General features: G+C 43.0%; 12 protein-coding genes and 2 pseudogenes. 6 read left to right on the top strand and 8 right to left on the bottom strand.

The features are described from left to right. Window positions 1–26: 26 nt before the first annotated feature. Window positions 27–1,004 (bottom strand): DUF1852 domain-containing protein, encoded by a 978-nt coding sequence (locus NI467_RS06735; protein ID WP_174660578.1) that lies wholly within the window; start codon window positions 1,002–1,004, stop codon window positions 27–29. Window positions 1,005–1,836: 832 nt separating this feature from the next. Here NI467_RS06735 and NI467_RS06740 point away from each other — a divergent pair. Then, window positions 1,837–3,009: an iron-containing alcohol dehydrogenase gene (locus NI467_RS06740; protein WP_151203083.1), complete on the top strand. Its 1,173-nt coding sequence runs from the start codon at window positions 1,837–1,839 to the stop codon at window positions 3,007–3,009. A gap of 306 nt (window positions 3,010–3,315) precedes the next feature. Here NI467_RS06740 and NI467_RS06745 read toward each other — a convergent pair whose 3' ends face one another. Further along, the gene (locus NI467_RS06745) at window positions 3,316–4,497 is read right to left on the bottom strand and encodes a transcriptional regulator (protein ID WP_253152005.1); all 1,182 of its coding nucleotides are present in this window, start codon (window positions 4,495–4,497) and stop codon (window positions 3,316–3,318) included. A 216-nt stretch (window positions 4,498–4,713) separates the two neighbouring features. Here NI467_RS06745 and NI467_RS06750 point away from each other — a divergent pair, with 216 nt between their 5' ends. Further along, window positions 4,714–6,225 (top strand): aldehyde dehydrogenase family protein, encoded by a 1,512-nt coding sequence (locus tag NI467_RS06750; protein WP_151206289.1) that lies wholly within the window; start codon window positions 4,714–4,716, stop codon window positions 6,223–6,225. Window positions 6,226–6,408: 183 nt separating this feature from the next. On the opposite strand, the gene bioD is transcribed toward NI467_RS06750, so the two are convergent. From bioD to NI467_RS06775, 5 genes are all read right to left on the bottom strand, one after another. Next, window positions 6,409–7,065 (bottom strand): dethiobiotin synthase, encoded by a 657-nt coding sequence (gene bioD / locus NI467_RS06755; RefSeq protein WP_253152006.1) that lies wholly within the window; start codon window positions 7,063–7,065, stop codon window positions 6,409–6,411. After that, window positions 7,062–7,817: a malonyl-ACP O-methyltransferase BioC gene (gene bioC, locus NI467_RS06760; protein ID WP_253152007.1), complete on the bottom strand. Its 756-nt coding sequence runs from the start codon at window positions 7,815–7,817 to the stop codon at window positions 7,062–7,064. The genes bioD and bioC overlap by 4 nt, the downstream gene beginning before the upstream one ends. Further along, window positions 7,817–8,983, bottom strand: coding sequence for an 8-amino-7-oxononanoate synthase (locus NI467_RS06765; RefSeq protein WP_253152008.1), 1,167 nt, complete (start codon window positions 8,981–8,983; stop codon window positions 7,817–7,819). Before NI467_RS06765 ends, bioC begins: the two co-directional genes overlap by 1 nt. After that, the gene (bioA, locus tag NI467_RS06770) at window positions 8,970–10,259 is read right to left on the bottom strand and encodes an adenosylmethionine--8-amino-7-oxononanoate transaminase (RefSeq protein ID WP_253152009.1); all 1,290 of its coding nucleotides are present in this window, start codon (window positions 10,257–10,259) and stop codon (window positions 8,970–8,972) included. The genes NI467_RS06765 and bioA overlap by 14 nt, the downstream gene beginning before the upstream one ends. A 73-nt stretch (window positions 10,260–10,332) precedes the next feature. Continuing rightward, entirely contained in the window at window positions 10,333–11,061 is a 729-nt protein-coding gene (locus NI467_RS06775) for an alpha/beta hydrolase (RefSeq protein ID WP_253152010.1), read from the bottom strand. Between the two features lie 314 nt (window positions 11,062–11,375). Here NI467_RS06775 and NI467_RS06780 point away from each other — a divergent pair, with 314 nt between their 5' ends. Both NI467_RS06780 and NI467_RS06785 read left to right on the top strand, forming a co-directional pair. Further along, complete coding sequence (locus NI467_RS06780; protein ID WP_253152011.1) at window positions 11,376–12,245, top strand: SDR family oxidoreductase; 870 nt, start codon at window positions 11,376–11,378, stop codon at window positions 12,243–12,245. Between the two features lie 318 nt (window positions 12,246–12,563). Continuing rightward, on the top strand, window positions 12,564–12,740 hold the full coding sequence (locus NI467_RS06785; protein WP_161981114.1) for a hypothetical protein: 177 nt from the start codon (window positions 12,564–12,566) through the stop codon (window positions 12,738–12,740). 266 nt (window positions 12,741–13,006) lie between these two features. Here the strand turns inward: NI467_RS06785 and NI467_RS06790 are convergent. Further along, window positions 13,007–13,483: pseudogene (locus NI467_RS06790) on the bottom strand (cyclohexanecarboxylate-CoA ligase); the annotation flags it as partial. A gap of 232 nt (window positions 13,484–13,715) precedes the next feature. On the opposite strand from NI467_RS06790, the pseudogene NI467_RS06795 reads away from it, so the two are divergent. Both NI467_RS06795 and NI467_RS06800 read left to right on the top strand, forming a co-directional pair. After that, window positions 13,716–13,937: pseudogene (locus NI467_RS06795) on the top strand (IclR family transcriptional regulator); the annotation flags it as partial. A 200-nt stretch (window positions 13,938–14,137) separates the two neighbouring features. Continuing rightward, the coding region (locus NI467_RS06800) for an NAD(P)/FAD-dependent oxidoreductase (RefSeq protein ID WP_253152012.1) at window positions 14,138–15,560 on the top strand (1,423 nt) is incomplete at its 3' end.

The raw sequence follows: 15,560 nt of genomic DNA on the forward strand, positions 1-15,560 counted from the left end.
TTTAGTGAATCAAGTAGTGAGTGGTTTTAAGCCGAGTAGCTTTTTGCCCATTGTTCAAGGATATTCTGATAAGGCTTGATGAACTGCTCTTCCGTAAATCGGCCCTGCTTCAGCGCTAACTGGCTACGCTCCTCGCGGTCATAGACAATCTGCGTGAGTGAATAATCCTGATATTTCAAACTTGGCTGATAACATTTCCCTGCCACAGAATTGGCATTGTAAATTTCAGGTCGGTAAATTTTCTGGAAGGTTTCCATTGTACTAATGGCACTAATCAACTCCAGATTCGTGTAATCACTCAGTAAATCTCCACTAAAATAAAAAGCCAAAGGCGCCACGCTGTTGGATGGCATAAAGTAGCGAACCTCTAAGCCCATTTTTTTGAAATATTCATCGGTTAATGAATATTCATCTTGCTGGTATTCCACACCTAATACAGGATGCTGGTTTTCAGTCCGCTGATAGGTCTTGCTACTTGAGACACTGAGACATATCACCGGTGCTTTATTAAACTTTGCTTTATAGGCCTCAGAGTTGACCAAATATTTAAACAGCTTGCCATGTAATTCGCCAAAATGATCTGGAGTACTGCGTGTCGACTGCTTCTTGCTATGTTCTAATAGCAATACGCTAAAGTCATAATCCCGTACATAAGAGGAAAAGCTGTTTCCAACCATGCCATCAATGCGCTGGTTCTTGTGATGATCAATAATGGTCGTCTTCAACATTTCAATGACAGGAAACGCCTTCCCCTTGCCTTCAATATCCATATCCGCAGAAATGATTTCAACTTCAACTGAATAACGATCTGCCTGAGGATTATCCCAATGAGCCAAGTCATTGAAACGATTGTTGATCATCGCCAGGGTTTTACGCAGGTTCTCCTGACGACTCTCTCCTCTTGCCAGATTTGCAAAGTTGGTGGTAAGACGCGTACTGTCTGAAGGATGATAATTTTCATCAAAACGAATGCTTTTAATCGAACATGCAAACTCTTTATTCATGATGATCCGGTGCCCTAATTTCTAAGATAAATCTGAATTTCTTGATAAGGTAATTTATACTTGAATCCAATCATGAATAAAAATGATTTTATTTAAGCCGAAAGTGAAATTAATTCACTATTGGTAGTTTTGTCGCAATGCGCCAACAGTCAGTTTCTAAAGTCTGATCTTGTTAAACTTATAAAATGGGTGCATTTCATCTCAATAGATAGGTCTAGATAAATTTGTTTATTTTTCAGCTTAATAAATATATAAAATGATAAAATACAATAGATAATATCAAATAAAGTTAAAGGAAAGTTTAACAAACGGTTTAGAGAAATGAATTTTTATAGCTCTAAATTGAATGCTGTATCGGACTTAAACATGTCTTTTTAGAATATTTATATTCTATTTCTGAGTAGAATTCCTAAAGATCTTCTCTCACTTACAAAATCACTAAAAATGAATATAGCTCATCTTTAAGTTAAAAAATATCAGGATACTCATCTTGTTGCCTTTATCAAAATCGCTCGAATAAGACTGAGACATGTCCTGTCCTCCTTCTACTCTATACATCTATTGTTAAATCATCAGGTCCTCGATGTAAGGGAACGGCTAAATCCCAAATCTCAGGGAAGATAAAGTCGGAATTTATTTTTGCAGAAAATGACGCCAATTTTCCAATACTCTGCTGTCTTAGGCAGATGTTGATGATTCATATTTTAGATAAAAATCAACATTTTATTAAAATGGTAGGTGTTTGGTAGGTGGGATTCTTCCGGACTTGGCTGCATACTTCATCGACGATGAAAAGTGTCAACAATTGAATAATGGTAAAAGGAGTTGCCCCATGGCTTTTAAAAATCTTGCAGATAAAACCAATGGTTTTTATATTCCCTGTGTTTCACTTTTTGGTCCTGGCTGTGCCAAAGAAGTGGGAAGCAGAGCACAAAATTTAGGCGCAAAGAAAGCCCTGATTGTGACAGATGCCGGTCTGTTTAAATTTGGTGTTGCCGATACGATTGCTGCTTATTTAAAAGAAGCTAACGTCGACTGTCATATTTTCCCGGGTGCAGAACCGAACCCTACTGATATTAACGTACATAAAGGGGTGCAAGCCTATCACGAGAATGCTTGTGATTTTATTGTGTCTTTAGGTGGCGGTTCATCACATGACTGTGCCAAAGGTATCGGTCTGGTGACTGCGGGCGGCGGCCATATCCGTGACTATGAGGGTATTGATAAAAGCACAGTGCCTATGACACCGCTGATTGCGATCAATACTACAGCAGGTACTGCCTCTGAAATGACACGTTTCTGTATTATTACCAATACAGAGACTCATGTAAAAATGGCTATTGTCGATTGGCGCTGTACTCCGCTAATTGCTATTGATGACCCGAAGCTGATGATTGCCAAACCGGCCAGCTTAACTGCTGCTACCGGAATGGATGCCTTGACTCATGCAGTTGAAGCGTATGTTTCTACGGACGCCAACCCTATTACCGACGCCTGTGCAGAAAAAGCTATCAGCATGATTAGCCAATGGCTCAGCCCTGCGGTTGCCAATGGTGAAAACCTGGAAGCGCGTGATGCTATGAGCTATGCACAATATCTGGCAGGAATGGCTTTTAACAACGCTTCGCTAGGTTATGTACATGCGATGGCGCATCAGCTTGGCGGTTTCTATAACTTGCCGCATGGCGTATGTAATGCAATCTTACTTCCACATGTATGTGAATTTAACCTGATTGCCTGCCCTGACCGTTATGCCAAAATTGCCCAGTTAATGGGCGTGAATATTGAAGGCTTGACCGTCAATGAAGCCGCTTATGAAGCGATCGATGCGATTCGTCAACTTTCAGCTTCAATTGGTATTCCAACTGGTTTAGCTGAATTATCTGTGAAGGAAGCTGATCTGGCAATTATGGCTGAAAATGCGCAAAAAGATGCCTGTATGCTGACCAATCCACGTAAAGCAACCCATGCGCAAGTGGTAGAAATTTTTAAAGCTGCAATGTAATCCTCAATGTAAGCCCTCTCTCCCATTTAGTTATTGGCTTACATTTTTAGCAACTGCTGTTTAACGTATTTTTTAGAAAATAGGTTAGACGGTAGTTGCTTTTTTTTTACTCTTACAATTGGGGGGAATTCTGGTTCGTCAGCAGGATAAGGGAGAAAATCTTAATAAATGAATATAAGACTGTCCGACGGCGCCCTCAAGGCACTATAGCAACCTGATCCATAAGATGAAGATAAACCAGCCATTTAAAAAAATTTTAATGATCTGCCTGATACGCAAGCTTGATCAATTCAGCCTATCGCCGTCTTAACTATCTTTATATTTTAATAGGGTTTGATATACGGGATTCGTTTTGGGCATCAGCTCAATCAAACGTTCGACAGCATCAATCGCCTCGGGGAAGCGCGCTACATGTTTCAGTAATACATCGGTTTCATTGGCTTTAAAAATGGCATCACTTAAGCGAGATTCCAGACAATCGCGCCATGCACATAAAAAAGGACTTTCTGTTTTAGCCAAAAACACCCCGCTACACAGTTTTAAGGCTGAATCGATATACCCTGCATCTAAAGCCTGCTCTGTCAGCAAAAAGTCAGCCTCGACATGGGCCAATAAACGGTACGGCCTTGAACCCAGCATTCCCCCAAGCACATCACGTAATTGCGACATTTCCGCCTTTAATGTGCCCATACTGACTTTACGCTCACCATATAAAGCCTGGTGCAGACTGTCCAGACTTAGACCTTGTGGGCATAAAGCCAGAATGGTCAGGATTTCAATCTGGCGTGGAGTCAGTACCAAAACCTTACCATTGAACAGTACTTGCGGCACAGAAAAAGCACGAATATAGAGTTGCTGCTTTTGATGTTCCAGTAAAGCAGATTGAATAATGGAGGCACAGCGTTCCGCAGCCAGCAGTCCCAAACTATTATGCTGTTGCCAGGTGGTCGAAAGGTCGATTACTCCCAAAAGCTGTTGTGAATGCGGATCAACAATGGGAGCAGCATAACAAACCCAGTCGTGGATAGACGACATATAATGCTCATTGGAAAACACACAGCTCGATTGCTGAGTTTTTAATGACAGTGCTAAAGCATTTGTCCCCACCAGTTCTTCACGCCATTGCCCACCTTCGATAAAATGTACACTTTCGGCGGCACTTTTCATTTGCGGGCTAGAGGCCGACCAAATGATGGTACTGCCCATATCTGCAACTGCCAGTACCATAGAAGACTGTTCAGCAATATGCTTTAAATCCTGCGCACAATATTGCAAGGCATTTGCCAAAGTGGAAGAGTAAGTTTCTTTTTGCAAATGGATTAAAGGCGCGGCAGAACGATCTTCTGGTATTGCAGCAGAAGATGAGCGCTGCCAGGAGCTGGCAATACTTTGCCCCAGCTGCTCTGCATGTAATGCCGACCAACTACTACTCGCTCTAAACTGTTCGATTTTCTGTCGTCTCTGGCTCAGATCTTGCTTTATCTCCATTCCATACTCTCACAAAAAAAGCCATGATTTACATCCACTGTAATGACTATATAACTATCTTTTAAGATCAAGTGAAAAAATTGTAAACCTTCTTGTCTCCAACCTTTCTCCAACCTTATTCCATGTATGCTAAGTCGAATAGTGTACCAGAGTCCCTGATACCAAAACTGTAATTACAGATTTTTACAACACTAAAATAAGTCAAGGAACACCTATATGCGTTATGTCGATCCTAATCAACCCGGTTCAAAAGTTCAGTTTAAAGCCCAATATGAGAACTTCATTGGCGGACAATGGGTACCACCTGTAAAAGGTCAATACTTTGATAACATTTCTCCAGTAGATGGTAAGGTATTTACCAAAATTCCACGTTCAAGCGCTGAAGATATTGAGCTTGCACTGGATGCGGCACATAAGGCCAAAGATCAATGGGGCCGCTCTTCTCCAACAACTCGCTCTAACATTTTATTAAAAATTGCTGACCGTTTAGAAGCCAATTTAGAGCTTTTGGCTGTGGCTGAAACCTGGGATAACGGTAAACCGATTCGCGAAACACTGGCTGCCGATATTCCTTTGGCCGTTGACCATTTCCGCTATTTTGCCAGCTGTATCCGCGCTCAAGAAGGTGGTATTTCAGAGATTGATGAAGATACTATCGCTTACCACTTCCATGAGCCTTTAGGGGTCGTTGGACAGATTATCCCGTGGAACTTCCCGATTTTAATGGCAACATGGAAACTGGCGCCGGCTTTGGCGGCGGGTAACTGTATTGTATTGAAACCTGCCGAACAAACCCCTGCCAGCATTCTGGTTCTGGTTGAATTAATCCAAGACCTGTTACCTGAAGGTGTACTTAACATAGTCAACGGTTATGGTGTGGAAGTGGGTCGCCCGCTTGCAACCAACCCGCGTATTTCCAAAATTGCATTTACTGGTTCAACAGGAGTTGGCCAGATGATTATGCAATATGCGACCGAAAATATTATTCCAGTTACGCTGGAGCTGGGCGGTAAATCTCCAAACCTCTTCTTTGAAGACATTATGGATCAGGAAGATGACTATTTAGACAAAGCCCTTGAAGGCTTTGCCATGTTTGCCCTGAATCAGGGAGAAATTTGTACTTGTCCATCACGTGCCCTGGTTCAGGAAAGTATTGCGGACAAATTCCTGGAACGAGCAATCGAACGAGTAAAACGTATTAAAACCGGTCACCCGCTTGATACCGAGACCATGATTGGTGCGCAGGCTTCTCAGGAACAGCAAGATAAAATTCTGGGCTGTATTGCAACTGGTCGTGAAGAAGGTGCCGAAATCTTAACCGGTGGTGCAGAACGCCATGAGGTTGGTCAAGGTTTTTATATTGAGCCGACTATTTTCAAAGGCACCAATGACATGAAAACCTTCCAGGAAGAGATTTTTGGACCGGTACTTGCTGTCACCACCTTTAAAGATTTTGATGATGCAATCCGCATTGCCAACGACACTATTTATGGTCTAGGTGCCGGTGTCTGGTCACGTTCAGCGCATACCTCTTACCGTGCGGGTCGTGCGATTCAGGCGGGTCGTGTATGGACCAACTGTTATCATATCTACCCTGCTCATGCTGCCTTCGGTGGTTATAAAAAATCAGGGATTGGACGTGAAAACCATAAAATGATGCTTGAGCATTATCAGCAAACCAAAAACCTGTTGGTGAGCTATTCAACTAAACCAGCCGGCTTCTTTTAATTCCTTTTAAAGTGAGTATTTAATTCATCATTAAATATTGGCTTTGAGCGAAGGCCCAATCAAGGATTGGGCCTTCGCTGTTGTAAGAGGCTTTACTAACCTTTCTCTTTGATTCGCGTTAATCCAGTGGGTGCAACCGACCTTAATGAAAATTCCGCGATATTTTATTTCTTTTATCTCTCTTTAATCCTGTTTTAGATCCATAGCCGGAATATCCAGCCATTCAGTATCAGTAAAATCTCGTTGCAAATACTGTTTTAAATAGCGAATCGTATCTTTAGCGATCAGTTCATCCTGTGAATTGTCCGTATGATTAAAGGCCAAGGCATAGAGCTTGACTTGGCGCTGCTTGAGCAGTTCCAGACTGAGCAAGGTATGATTAATACTGCCCAAACGTCCAGAAGTCACCAGAATAACCGGATATTGCTGTGCCACTATATAATCAATCGTCAACCAGTCTTCGGTCAGTGGAACCATCAAACCACCCGCACCTTCAACCAGAACCCGCTCATAATGTTGGGCCAGCTGTTGGGTAGCCTGCTCAATTTTCCCAAAATCAATTTCACGTCTGTCTAATCTGGCAGCCAGATGAGGTGAAGCCGGATAAGTGAAAATTTCTGGCATAGTCAGCTTTTGCAGATCTTCACTGAGCAGTCCGCAGCCCATAATTTCTCGGTGCTGTTCAATATCTTCAGAAACGTCAGTATTACCGGTCTGAATCAGCTTTTGCGTGATGGTGCGGATGCCCTGCTCGTTCCAGTGTTTGGCCAGAAAACCTGTGGCGAAGGTTTTACCAATAGCGGTATCAATACCACTGACAAAATAAATCTGTGCGTTCATGTCACCTTCCGGGCAATCACATAAATTGGATGATAAGTTAAGCCATAATGCTGCGTATCGGGATGTTGAAATTGTTGATAATTTTGATAGAAGGCCTGCAGTGAAGACTTGGTCCAGCGAAAACCCTGCGCTGTCGCTTGTACTCCGGTGGCCTTGATATGTTGTAACACCTGCTTGGGATGTTCAAAGTCTAGAGTCATTCGTTCTTCATGCTGGGCAATGACTTCAAAACCCTGTGATTCAAGCATTCCCACGACTTGATCCAAACTTAAATAATCCAGCCCTTGCCCGGTTAAAGCTTTAATTTCTTTTAAATTGTCTTGGGCATAACTGGAAAAACATACATGGCCTGAGGCCTTTAAAGCCTGATGAATTTTCTTCAATAGCGCTGCTAAATCCTTAATCCATTGCAGTGACGAGGAAGATACCACCAGATCCAGCGACTGCGGCAACGGCAACGTTTCAATATTGTCCAAGCCCCATAAAAGACGATCATCCTCCTGAAAATGCTGCTGTACTTCGGCATACAGGTCATTCAAAAAAAGATGTTCAAAACCATAGGACTGCATAAAGCGTTGGCTAAACAGGCCTGAACCGCAACCAATTTCCAGGACGCGCTGAAAATCCGGCTGGCTCACATGCTGTTGTAACAGCTGTATCAGCTCGGCAGCCACTGCATTCTGGACCACGGCGTGCTGTTTATAACTTAAATGTGCCTGGGCAAAACGTCGGGCAATCTGTTCACTTTTCATCAAGACAAGCTTCCCAATAAGGTCAGACAGTGATTCAAATCTTCTTGTTCTACCTGCCGGTGCAGGCAGATTCTCAGTCTTGAAGTGTTGACCGGGACAGTTGGCGGGCGCACCGGCAAGATATAAAAGCCGTTTTTTTGCATCATCTGGGCGGCCTGAACAGTTTGACCGGATTCACCAATCATCACCGGGATAATCTGTGAACTCGAAGGGCAGGCAAAGCCTAGTGCCTGAATGCCCTGCTGAAACTGTGCAGCCAGTTCGGTCAGATATTCCCGCTCTGCCCGCAGTTGCTGCATTTTCTGAAAAATAAAACGCGTCCATGCCATACAGAGTGGAGGTTGCGCGGTACTAAAAATTAGCGGACGCATTGTATTGATTAAATAGTTGCGAATTACCGGATGACAGACCAGATAGCCGCCGACAGAAGCCAGCGCTTTGCCAAAAGTACCCACCAGCAAATCAATCTGATCCAGCACCTGATACTGCTCGGCGCAGCCAAGCCCCCGCTCACCACGTACGCCGATCGCATGTGCTTCATCTACATACAGCATGACCTTATCACACTGCTGTTTTAAGGCCACTAATGCTTTTAAATCCGTTTCATCGCCATCCATACTAAAAATGGATTCAGTGACCACAATAATGCGGTCAATTGTTGCATCGAGTTGATACCTTTCTAACAACTGCTGTAAATGGCAGAGATCATTGTGCCGGTAACGGACATACTGCGCCTTGGAAAGGCGTATGCCATCAATGATGCTAGCATGCACCAGCTTATCGGCAATGATCATGGTTTTTGCATTGGCGAGCGCCGGCAAAATCCCGATATTCATATGATAACCGCTATTGAACAGCAATACCGAGCGGCCAAATGCTTGCGCCATTGTGTCTTCAAGCTGTTCAAATGCTGCAAAATTCCCGGTGAGCAAACGTGATGAACTGGCACTCATCTGGCGTTCGGACAGAGGTGTCAGGTCAAAAAACTCTTCACGTAAGCGCAGATCTGAAGCCAGTCCCAGATAATCATTAGAAGCCAGGTTCAGCATCTCGACTCCATTCATGTGTAGCCGAGGCTGGCTTGAAATATTGGCCTTAAACTGACGGTATTGACCCTGCTGTTGCAGCTCATCCAGTTGTTGCTGAAAATAGTCAAGATGGTGCATGGGCTAACTCCATCTCTTGAACCATCTCAACCATCTGCTTTAACAGGGTCTCAAGTTGAGCATCAGAAATTACATAAGGAGGCATGACATAGACCAGGCGACCAAAAGGACGAATCCACACCCCACGGCGTACACATTCAGCCTGAAAATGAGCCTGATCTACAGGCTGGTGCAACTCGACCACACCGATGGCGCCCAGAACCCGAACTGCTTTGACTTGCGGCAAAGTGTTCAAAACCTGTAAATGTTTTTTGAGCAGGACTTCAATGGCCTGAATACGACTTTGCCAGTCCTGGGCAAGTAATAGCTGGGTACTTTTTAAGGCAACGGCGCAAGCCAAAGGATTGGCCATAAATGTCGGGCCATGCATAAACACACCTGCTTCACCATCGGAGATCGTGTCTGCAACATGCTTTGTGGTCAGGGTCGCAGAGAGCGTCATATACCCCCCCGTCAGTGCCTTGCCGATACACATAATATCGGGGCTCACTTGAGCATGTTCATAGGCAAAGAGTTTTCCAGTACGGCCAAAACCGGTTGCGACTTCATCCAGAATCAGCAGGACATCATATTGTTCACAGAGTCGTTTGGCCTGTGTTAAATATTCAGGATGATAGAAGCGCATTCCACCTGCGCCTTGCACAATCGGCTCAATGATCATGGCTGCAATCTGCTGATGCTTTTCTTTTAGGACCTGTTCCAGCGGCTGAATATCTGCAACATGCCATTCCCCTTCAAAAGTACTTTGCGGCGCAGGCACAAAAAAACGTTGGGCTAGACTGGAACCAAAAATCTGATGCATGCCCGTCACCGGATCACATACCGACATGGCATTCCAGGTATCGCCATGATAACCGGAACGGGTCGTAACAAAATTGGTTTTCTGAGGCTGCTGTCTTGCATGCCAGTATTGCACGGCCATTTTCAAAGCCACTTCAACGGCCACTGAGCCAGAATCGGCAAAGAAAATTTTATCCAGCTCAGGAGCGGTGATTTCAAGGAGCAGTTTGGCCAGGTCGATTGCTGGCTGATGGGTCAAGCCGCCAAACATGATGTGTGACATTGATTCCAGTTGGGTTTTGACAGCCTGATTTAATTCCGGATGATTGTAGCCATGAATCGTACACCACCAAGAAGACATTCCATCAATCAGTTGAGATCCATCCTCCAGTTCAATCACTGCCCCTTGCGCCGCCTTGACTTTATAACAGGGAAGCGGATTAGTCATGGAAGTATAAGGATGCCAAATATGCTGTTGATCGAAAGCGTCCTGCACAGAATTCAACCTTAATAATAAAAATGACTTTGATCTTAACGTTTTAAAATTGAAATGAAAATGTCATTATCTGCTATTTGGCTTTAGCTGCTACTGTATCGGTCAAAAATATTAAAATTGGGTTGATTAACAATTTTGTATCGAACAGGATGGCATCATGTGCAGCATCAATACTTACCAAGTTCAGGTTACATGCTGCTAATAGCTCGCTTTCCTGGCTAAGTTGGTAGGGAACCAGCATATCGTTCCTGGAAAATACAAAAAGCATCTTGCCTGGATAAGACTTGAAGATATTGACCAAATTTAATTGTTCAAGAAGATAGAGATGGCGAGCTTGATAGATTAAATCAATATTTAGAATCTGTGGTTGAAGATATTTTGCCCTTTCTCGAGGTGCTGATGAACCAAGAGTCACTAATGCACAGAAGCGCTGCATTGCCTGTAGAGGATTTTTTAAAACAGATTTTTGAAACTGTTGATATTGCATATAGGGCATGGCGTGAGGCCAAAGATCATTGGCCACAAAACAGGGGTTCGACATACAGCAGATGACAGGTTTAGCAAGCTGTGTTTTTTGATAAATTTCATGCACAAGCAATAAAGCAAGTTGCCCCCCCAATGACCAGCCGATTAAAACATCAAAAGATTGGGCCTGTTCTACTCTGGCAGCAAGAACTGAAAGGTCATTGGGATCAAAGATGTCCCAGATTTCAACCTGATATTGCTGTTGTCTTAGCAAGTCCGCAAATGGCTTGAGAACTGAAGTGCCTAGTCCCCAACCTGTAATTAAAAGAATCTTCATCCAGCCTGTTCCAGCAAAAATCATTCATTCGGATGAACCATACTATGGTTGCTTATATAAATGTACTGATCTGCTGTGCTTGAGCAAAGGATTTTGCAGACAGTCATTTACTCACATCAGCGTAATGCTAGAGTTGAGCTCTAACCGATCCAGCATAAGCCACCCACCCTTCAGACAATGTCAATCTGAATGAAAAATTGATAAATCACGAATACATTATGTTATGAAATGTGAGGTATTGACTCATTTTTTTCAAATTCTCCTAATATATTTTTCTTATCTTATAGGACGACCTCATTGGAATTGGAGAAGAGATGAATCATTATCCTGAAACCCCAGCTTCAACTGAAACGCAAGAACATCAACCGGGTATCCAAAGCAGAATGAATCCTCTCCCGGAAGTCATCAAATCAAATTATAAAGGCAGTGATAAATTAAAAGATAAGGTGGCATTGATCACAGGCGGCGATAGTGGCATTGGACGCTCCGTTTCTGTTTTATTTGCCCGTGAAGGTGCTGATATTGTCATCTGCTATCTGGATGAAGATCAGGATGCACAAGAGACTAAAAAGATGGTTGAAAATGAAGGCAGACGCTGCCTCCTGATTCAATGCGATTTGCAGCAACCTGAAACCATCCGGAAAATGGTCGAGCAAGTCCTTCAAGAATTTAAAACTATTAATATTTTGGTGAATAATGCCGGCGTTCAATATCCACAGGAGCGTATTACGGATATTTCCTCTGAGCAACTATTAAAAACGTTTAATGTCAATATTCTGTCGATGTTTCATTTGACTCAGGCGGTACTGCCACATATGCATGAAGGTGACAGCATTATTAACACCACCAGTATTACCAGCTATCACGGTCATGACCTACTGATCGACTATGCCAGCACTAAAGGTGCCATTACCTCCTTTACGCGAAGCTTATCTACCAATTTATTAAAAAATAAAACGGGAATCAGGGTCAATGGTGTAGCCCCCGGCCCGATCTGGACACCCTTGATCCCGAGCAGTTTTGATGCAGAACAGCTGGAAGAATTTGGTAAACAGACCCCCATGGGCCGCATGGGACAGCCGAGTGAAGTCGCACCTGCCTATTTATTTCTGGCCAGTGAAGAAGCCAGTTATATCTCAGGTCAGGTCATTCATGTGAATGGTGGCAGCATTATTAATGGTTAATCAGATCTGAAGATAACGCATCCTTGTGGATGCTTATCTTCATTTTTGAGAATTTCTAGTTTTCAAAAAATATTTCTACTAATCTATAAGGATTATAAAAATATTTAATACAATCAATTTATTAAGTTGAATAATAGCCCTAAATGGCGTGTATTATATGTGCTTTGAAATACATTAAAAATATGAGGCGGCTTTTGATTTTTTATCAAGTTTGGCAGATTCCAAAATAATTTAAACAAATTCTGACAGATACTTACCCTTTCCCACCTAAGCGCTTGTTATAGTATTTTTCACTGCAAATCTGATGAGGATAGTGAGATGCCTAGAGGTGATAAATCTGCTTATACAGATAAACAAAAGCGACAGGCCAAGCATATTGAAGACAGTGAAAAAGAACGCGGCCGATCTGAAGAGGAGGCTGAACGGATTGCCTGGTCAACAGTCAATAAACAAGATGGCGGAGGCAAGAAAAAGAAAAGTTCAGATCAAAACTAAGCTTATTTAAAAGCCCCTTCATAAATGGACATCGTTCACAAAAAAGCTGGACAGTATTTCAAGGCAGATGCAAAGTACTAGCAGACAAAATCAGGTATCTTCTGCTGCGACTATAGAGGTTGGAGTTAGCCTAATAAAATTGTAACTCGTCCAAAAATTAAGCTTGGGATTTTTGTTCCCCCCATTGCCGTTTTTATCTAAGATGAAAATAAACCCTGAATAATATTGTATTGTTCAGGGTTTTTCTCATTTAATTATTCCATTTTTTAATTCATTGCAATTGCTGCTGATGCTATAGATTGGGCCAAGAGTTCTCTGAGTTTAAATTTCTGGATTTTCCCCGATGGCGTCATTGGAATTTCATCCCATATCTCCAAACGTTCCGGAACATATTGCATGGCCAGATTATGGGTTTTCAGGAAATCTACCAGCTCATTAAAACTTAACGGCTGTGTTGGATCTTTCAGCTTGATGATTGCACAGGCACGCTCACCCATTCGTTCATCTGCATAAGCCACTAAAGCTACTGTTGCAATATTCGGATGTTTATAGAGCAATGATTCAATTTCTGCGACCGGAATATTTTCTCCGCCACGGATAATCACATCCTTCTTACGGCCACAAATCCGGATATAGCCCTGCTGGTCCTGATAGGCAATATCGCCAGTATCAAACCAGCCTTCGGCGTCCGTATCATTTAAATGTGGACGTTTTAAATAACCGCCAAAATTTGAATATACCCTAAATTAAAACCAACTGAATGATCATAAAAAAAATATTTTCCTGTGTAAAAAGGATATTCTTAATTTGCCGGTTAGTTGTATTTTTATTTCATTCAAAGTAGTGTTTATCAAATGCTGAACGAATGGAATAATAGAATGCTCACAAGGATCGTGAAAAACTGGAGTATTTTTCCCTACCCCAGTGTTGGCGAGAGGCACAAAACCGCGCTTATCTTATTTTTTAATCCTGATATTTAGATTCAAACAGATGATTTTATATTGTCTTTCTATCGGTGACTGGACCAAAGATGTGAATTCTGTCGCGGTTCCTCTGATTCACCCTAAACATGGCATTTTAACCTTTAACTGTGGTGCTCCAAGCTACATTCTGGATCAGGAAAAGCTGGAAAATGAAATTGGCCCTCGCCTCATTCATATGGTCAATAATATTGCGTTAAGCTTGAATAATATTTGAGTTATTGGGTCTGAAATAGAGAATGATACCCCCTCATTCTCTATTTTGTTACAGATCTAACCGCTATTTTTTAATCATGGAATCTGTTCTGTGGAAGCGGCTTGATTCACTTCTTTGCTTTATAAAATAAAGCTTTACTAAATTATAGTCTGAACAGTGTGCAAGCATCATTATCGTATAACAACCTTAGGTTTTAGATTATGGAAGATATTACTCGAGAGTCGATGGAGTTTGACGTAGTCATCGTAGGTGCAGGCCCTGCGGGTCTTTCTGCGGCAATTAAAATCCGTCAACTTGCAATTGAAAACAACCTAAACGATCTGTCCGTTTGTGTCGTAGAGAAAGGCTCCGAAGTCGGTGCCCACATCCTGTCCGGTGCAATTATCGAACCTCGTGCCATCAATGAACTCTTCCCTGACTGGAAAGAACAGGGAGCGCCTCTTCATGTGCCCGTCACTGAAGACAAGACGTTCTTCCTGCTGTCTGAAACCACCTCCAAACAGGCTCCGCACTGGATGGTGCCAAAAACCATGCATAATGAGGGCAACTATGTCATTTCCCTCGGCAACGTGGTGCGCTGGTTAGGCCAGAAAGCCGAAGAGCTGGAAGTCTCCATTTTCCCGGGCTTTGCTGCTGCTGAAATTCTCTACCATGAAGATGGTACGGTGAAAGGCATCCAGACTGGTGACATGGGCATTGGCAAAGATGGCGAACCGACGCATAACTTCACCCCGGGCTATGAGCTGCATGCCAAATACACCATCTTTGCTGAAGGCTGCCGTGGTCATTTAGGTAAACGCCTGATTCAAAAATTCAATCTGGATAAAGATGCTGATCCACAGCACTACGGGATCGGGATTAAAGAACTCTGGGAAATTGATCCGGCCAAACATAAGCCAGGTCTGGTGATGCATGGGGCTGGTTGGCCTTTAAATGAAACTGCTTCTTCAGGCGGCTGGTGGTTATACCATGCTGAAAACAATCAGGTAACTTTGGGCATGATCGTGGATCTATCCTATACCAATCCGCACATGTATCCATTTATGGAAATGCAGCGCTGGAAAACCCATCCTTTAATCAAACAGTATCTGGAAGGTGGCAAGCGGATTTCTTATGGTGCACGAGCTGTGACCAAGGGTGGTTTTAACTCGCTGCCTAAATTCACTTTCCCGGGTGGCTCTTTAATCGGTGATGATGCAGGTTTCCTGAACTTTGCCAAGATCAAAGGCTCACATACGGCAATGAAATCTGGCATGCTTTGCGGTGAAGCGGTATTTGAAGCAATCCAGGCCGGTGTAGAAAAAGGTGGTGATCTTGCAGTTGCCCGTGTGAGCGAAGGTGAAGATTTCTTCATCAAAGAGCTGACTGCCTATACCGAGAAGTTCAACAACAGCTGGCTGAAAGAAGAACTCTATAATGCGCGTAACTTTGGCCCGGCAATGCACAAGTTCGGTCAATGGATGGGGGGCGCCTTTAACTTTATCGACCAGAACGTGTTTAAAGTACCCTTCACTTTACATGACCTGGTGCCCGACTTTAAGACGCTGAAAACTGTTGATGCAGTGAACTTCAAGCCGAACTATCCAAAACCGGATGGCAAGCTGACGTTTGACCGTCTGTCTT

The organism is Acinetobacter sp. S4397-1, assembly GCF_024129285.1.
Taxonomy (GTDB): Bacteria; Pseudomonadota; Gammaproteobacteria; order Pseudomonadales; family Moraxellaceae; genus Acinetobacter; species Acinetobacter lwoffii_C.

Coding starts and splice junctions, on each gene's coding strand:
- NI467_RS06735 (WP_174660578.1), bottom strand. CDS start 1,004: ATGAATAAAGAGTTTGCATGTTCGATTAAAAGCATTCGTTTTGATGAA.
- NI467_RS06740 (WP_151203083.1), top strand. CDS start 1,837: ATGGCTTTTAAAAATCTTGCAGATAAAACCAATGGTTTTTATATTCCC.
- NI467_RS06745 (WP_253152005.1), bottom strand. CDS start 4,497: ATGGAGATAAAGCAAGATCTGAGCCAGAGACGACAGAAAATCGAACAG.
- NI467_RS06750 (WP_151206289.1), top strand. CDS start 4,714: ATGCGTTATGTCGATCCTAATCAACCCGGTTCAAAAGTTCAGTTTAAA.
- bioD (WP_253152006.1), bottom strand. CDS start 7,065: ATGAACGCACAGATTTATTTTGTCAGTGGTATTGATACCGCTATTGGT.
- bioC (WP_253152007.1), bottom strand. CDS start 7,817: ATGAAAAGTGAACAGATTGCCCGACGTTTTGCCCAGGCACATTTAAGT.
- NI467_RS06765 (WP_253152008.1), bottom strand. CDS start 8,983: ATGCACCATCTTGACTATTTTCAGCAACAACTGGATGAGCTGCAACAG.
- NI467_RS06775 (WP_253152010.1), bottom strand. CDS start 11,061: ATGAAGATTCTTTTAATTACAGGTTGGGGACTAGGCACTTCAGTTCTC.
- NI467_RS06780 (WP_253152011.1), top strand. CDS start 11,376: ATGAATCATTATCCTGAAACCCCAGCTTCAACTGAAACGCAAGAACAT.
- NI467_RS06785 (WP_161981114.1), top strand. CDS start 12,564: ATGCCTAGAGGTGATAAATCTGCTTATACAGATAAACAAAAGCGACAG.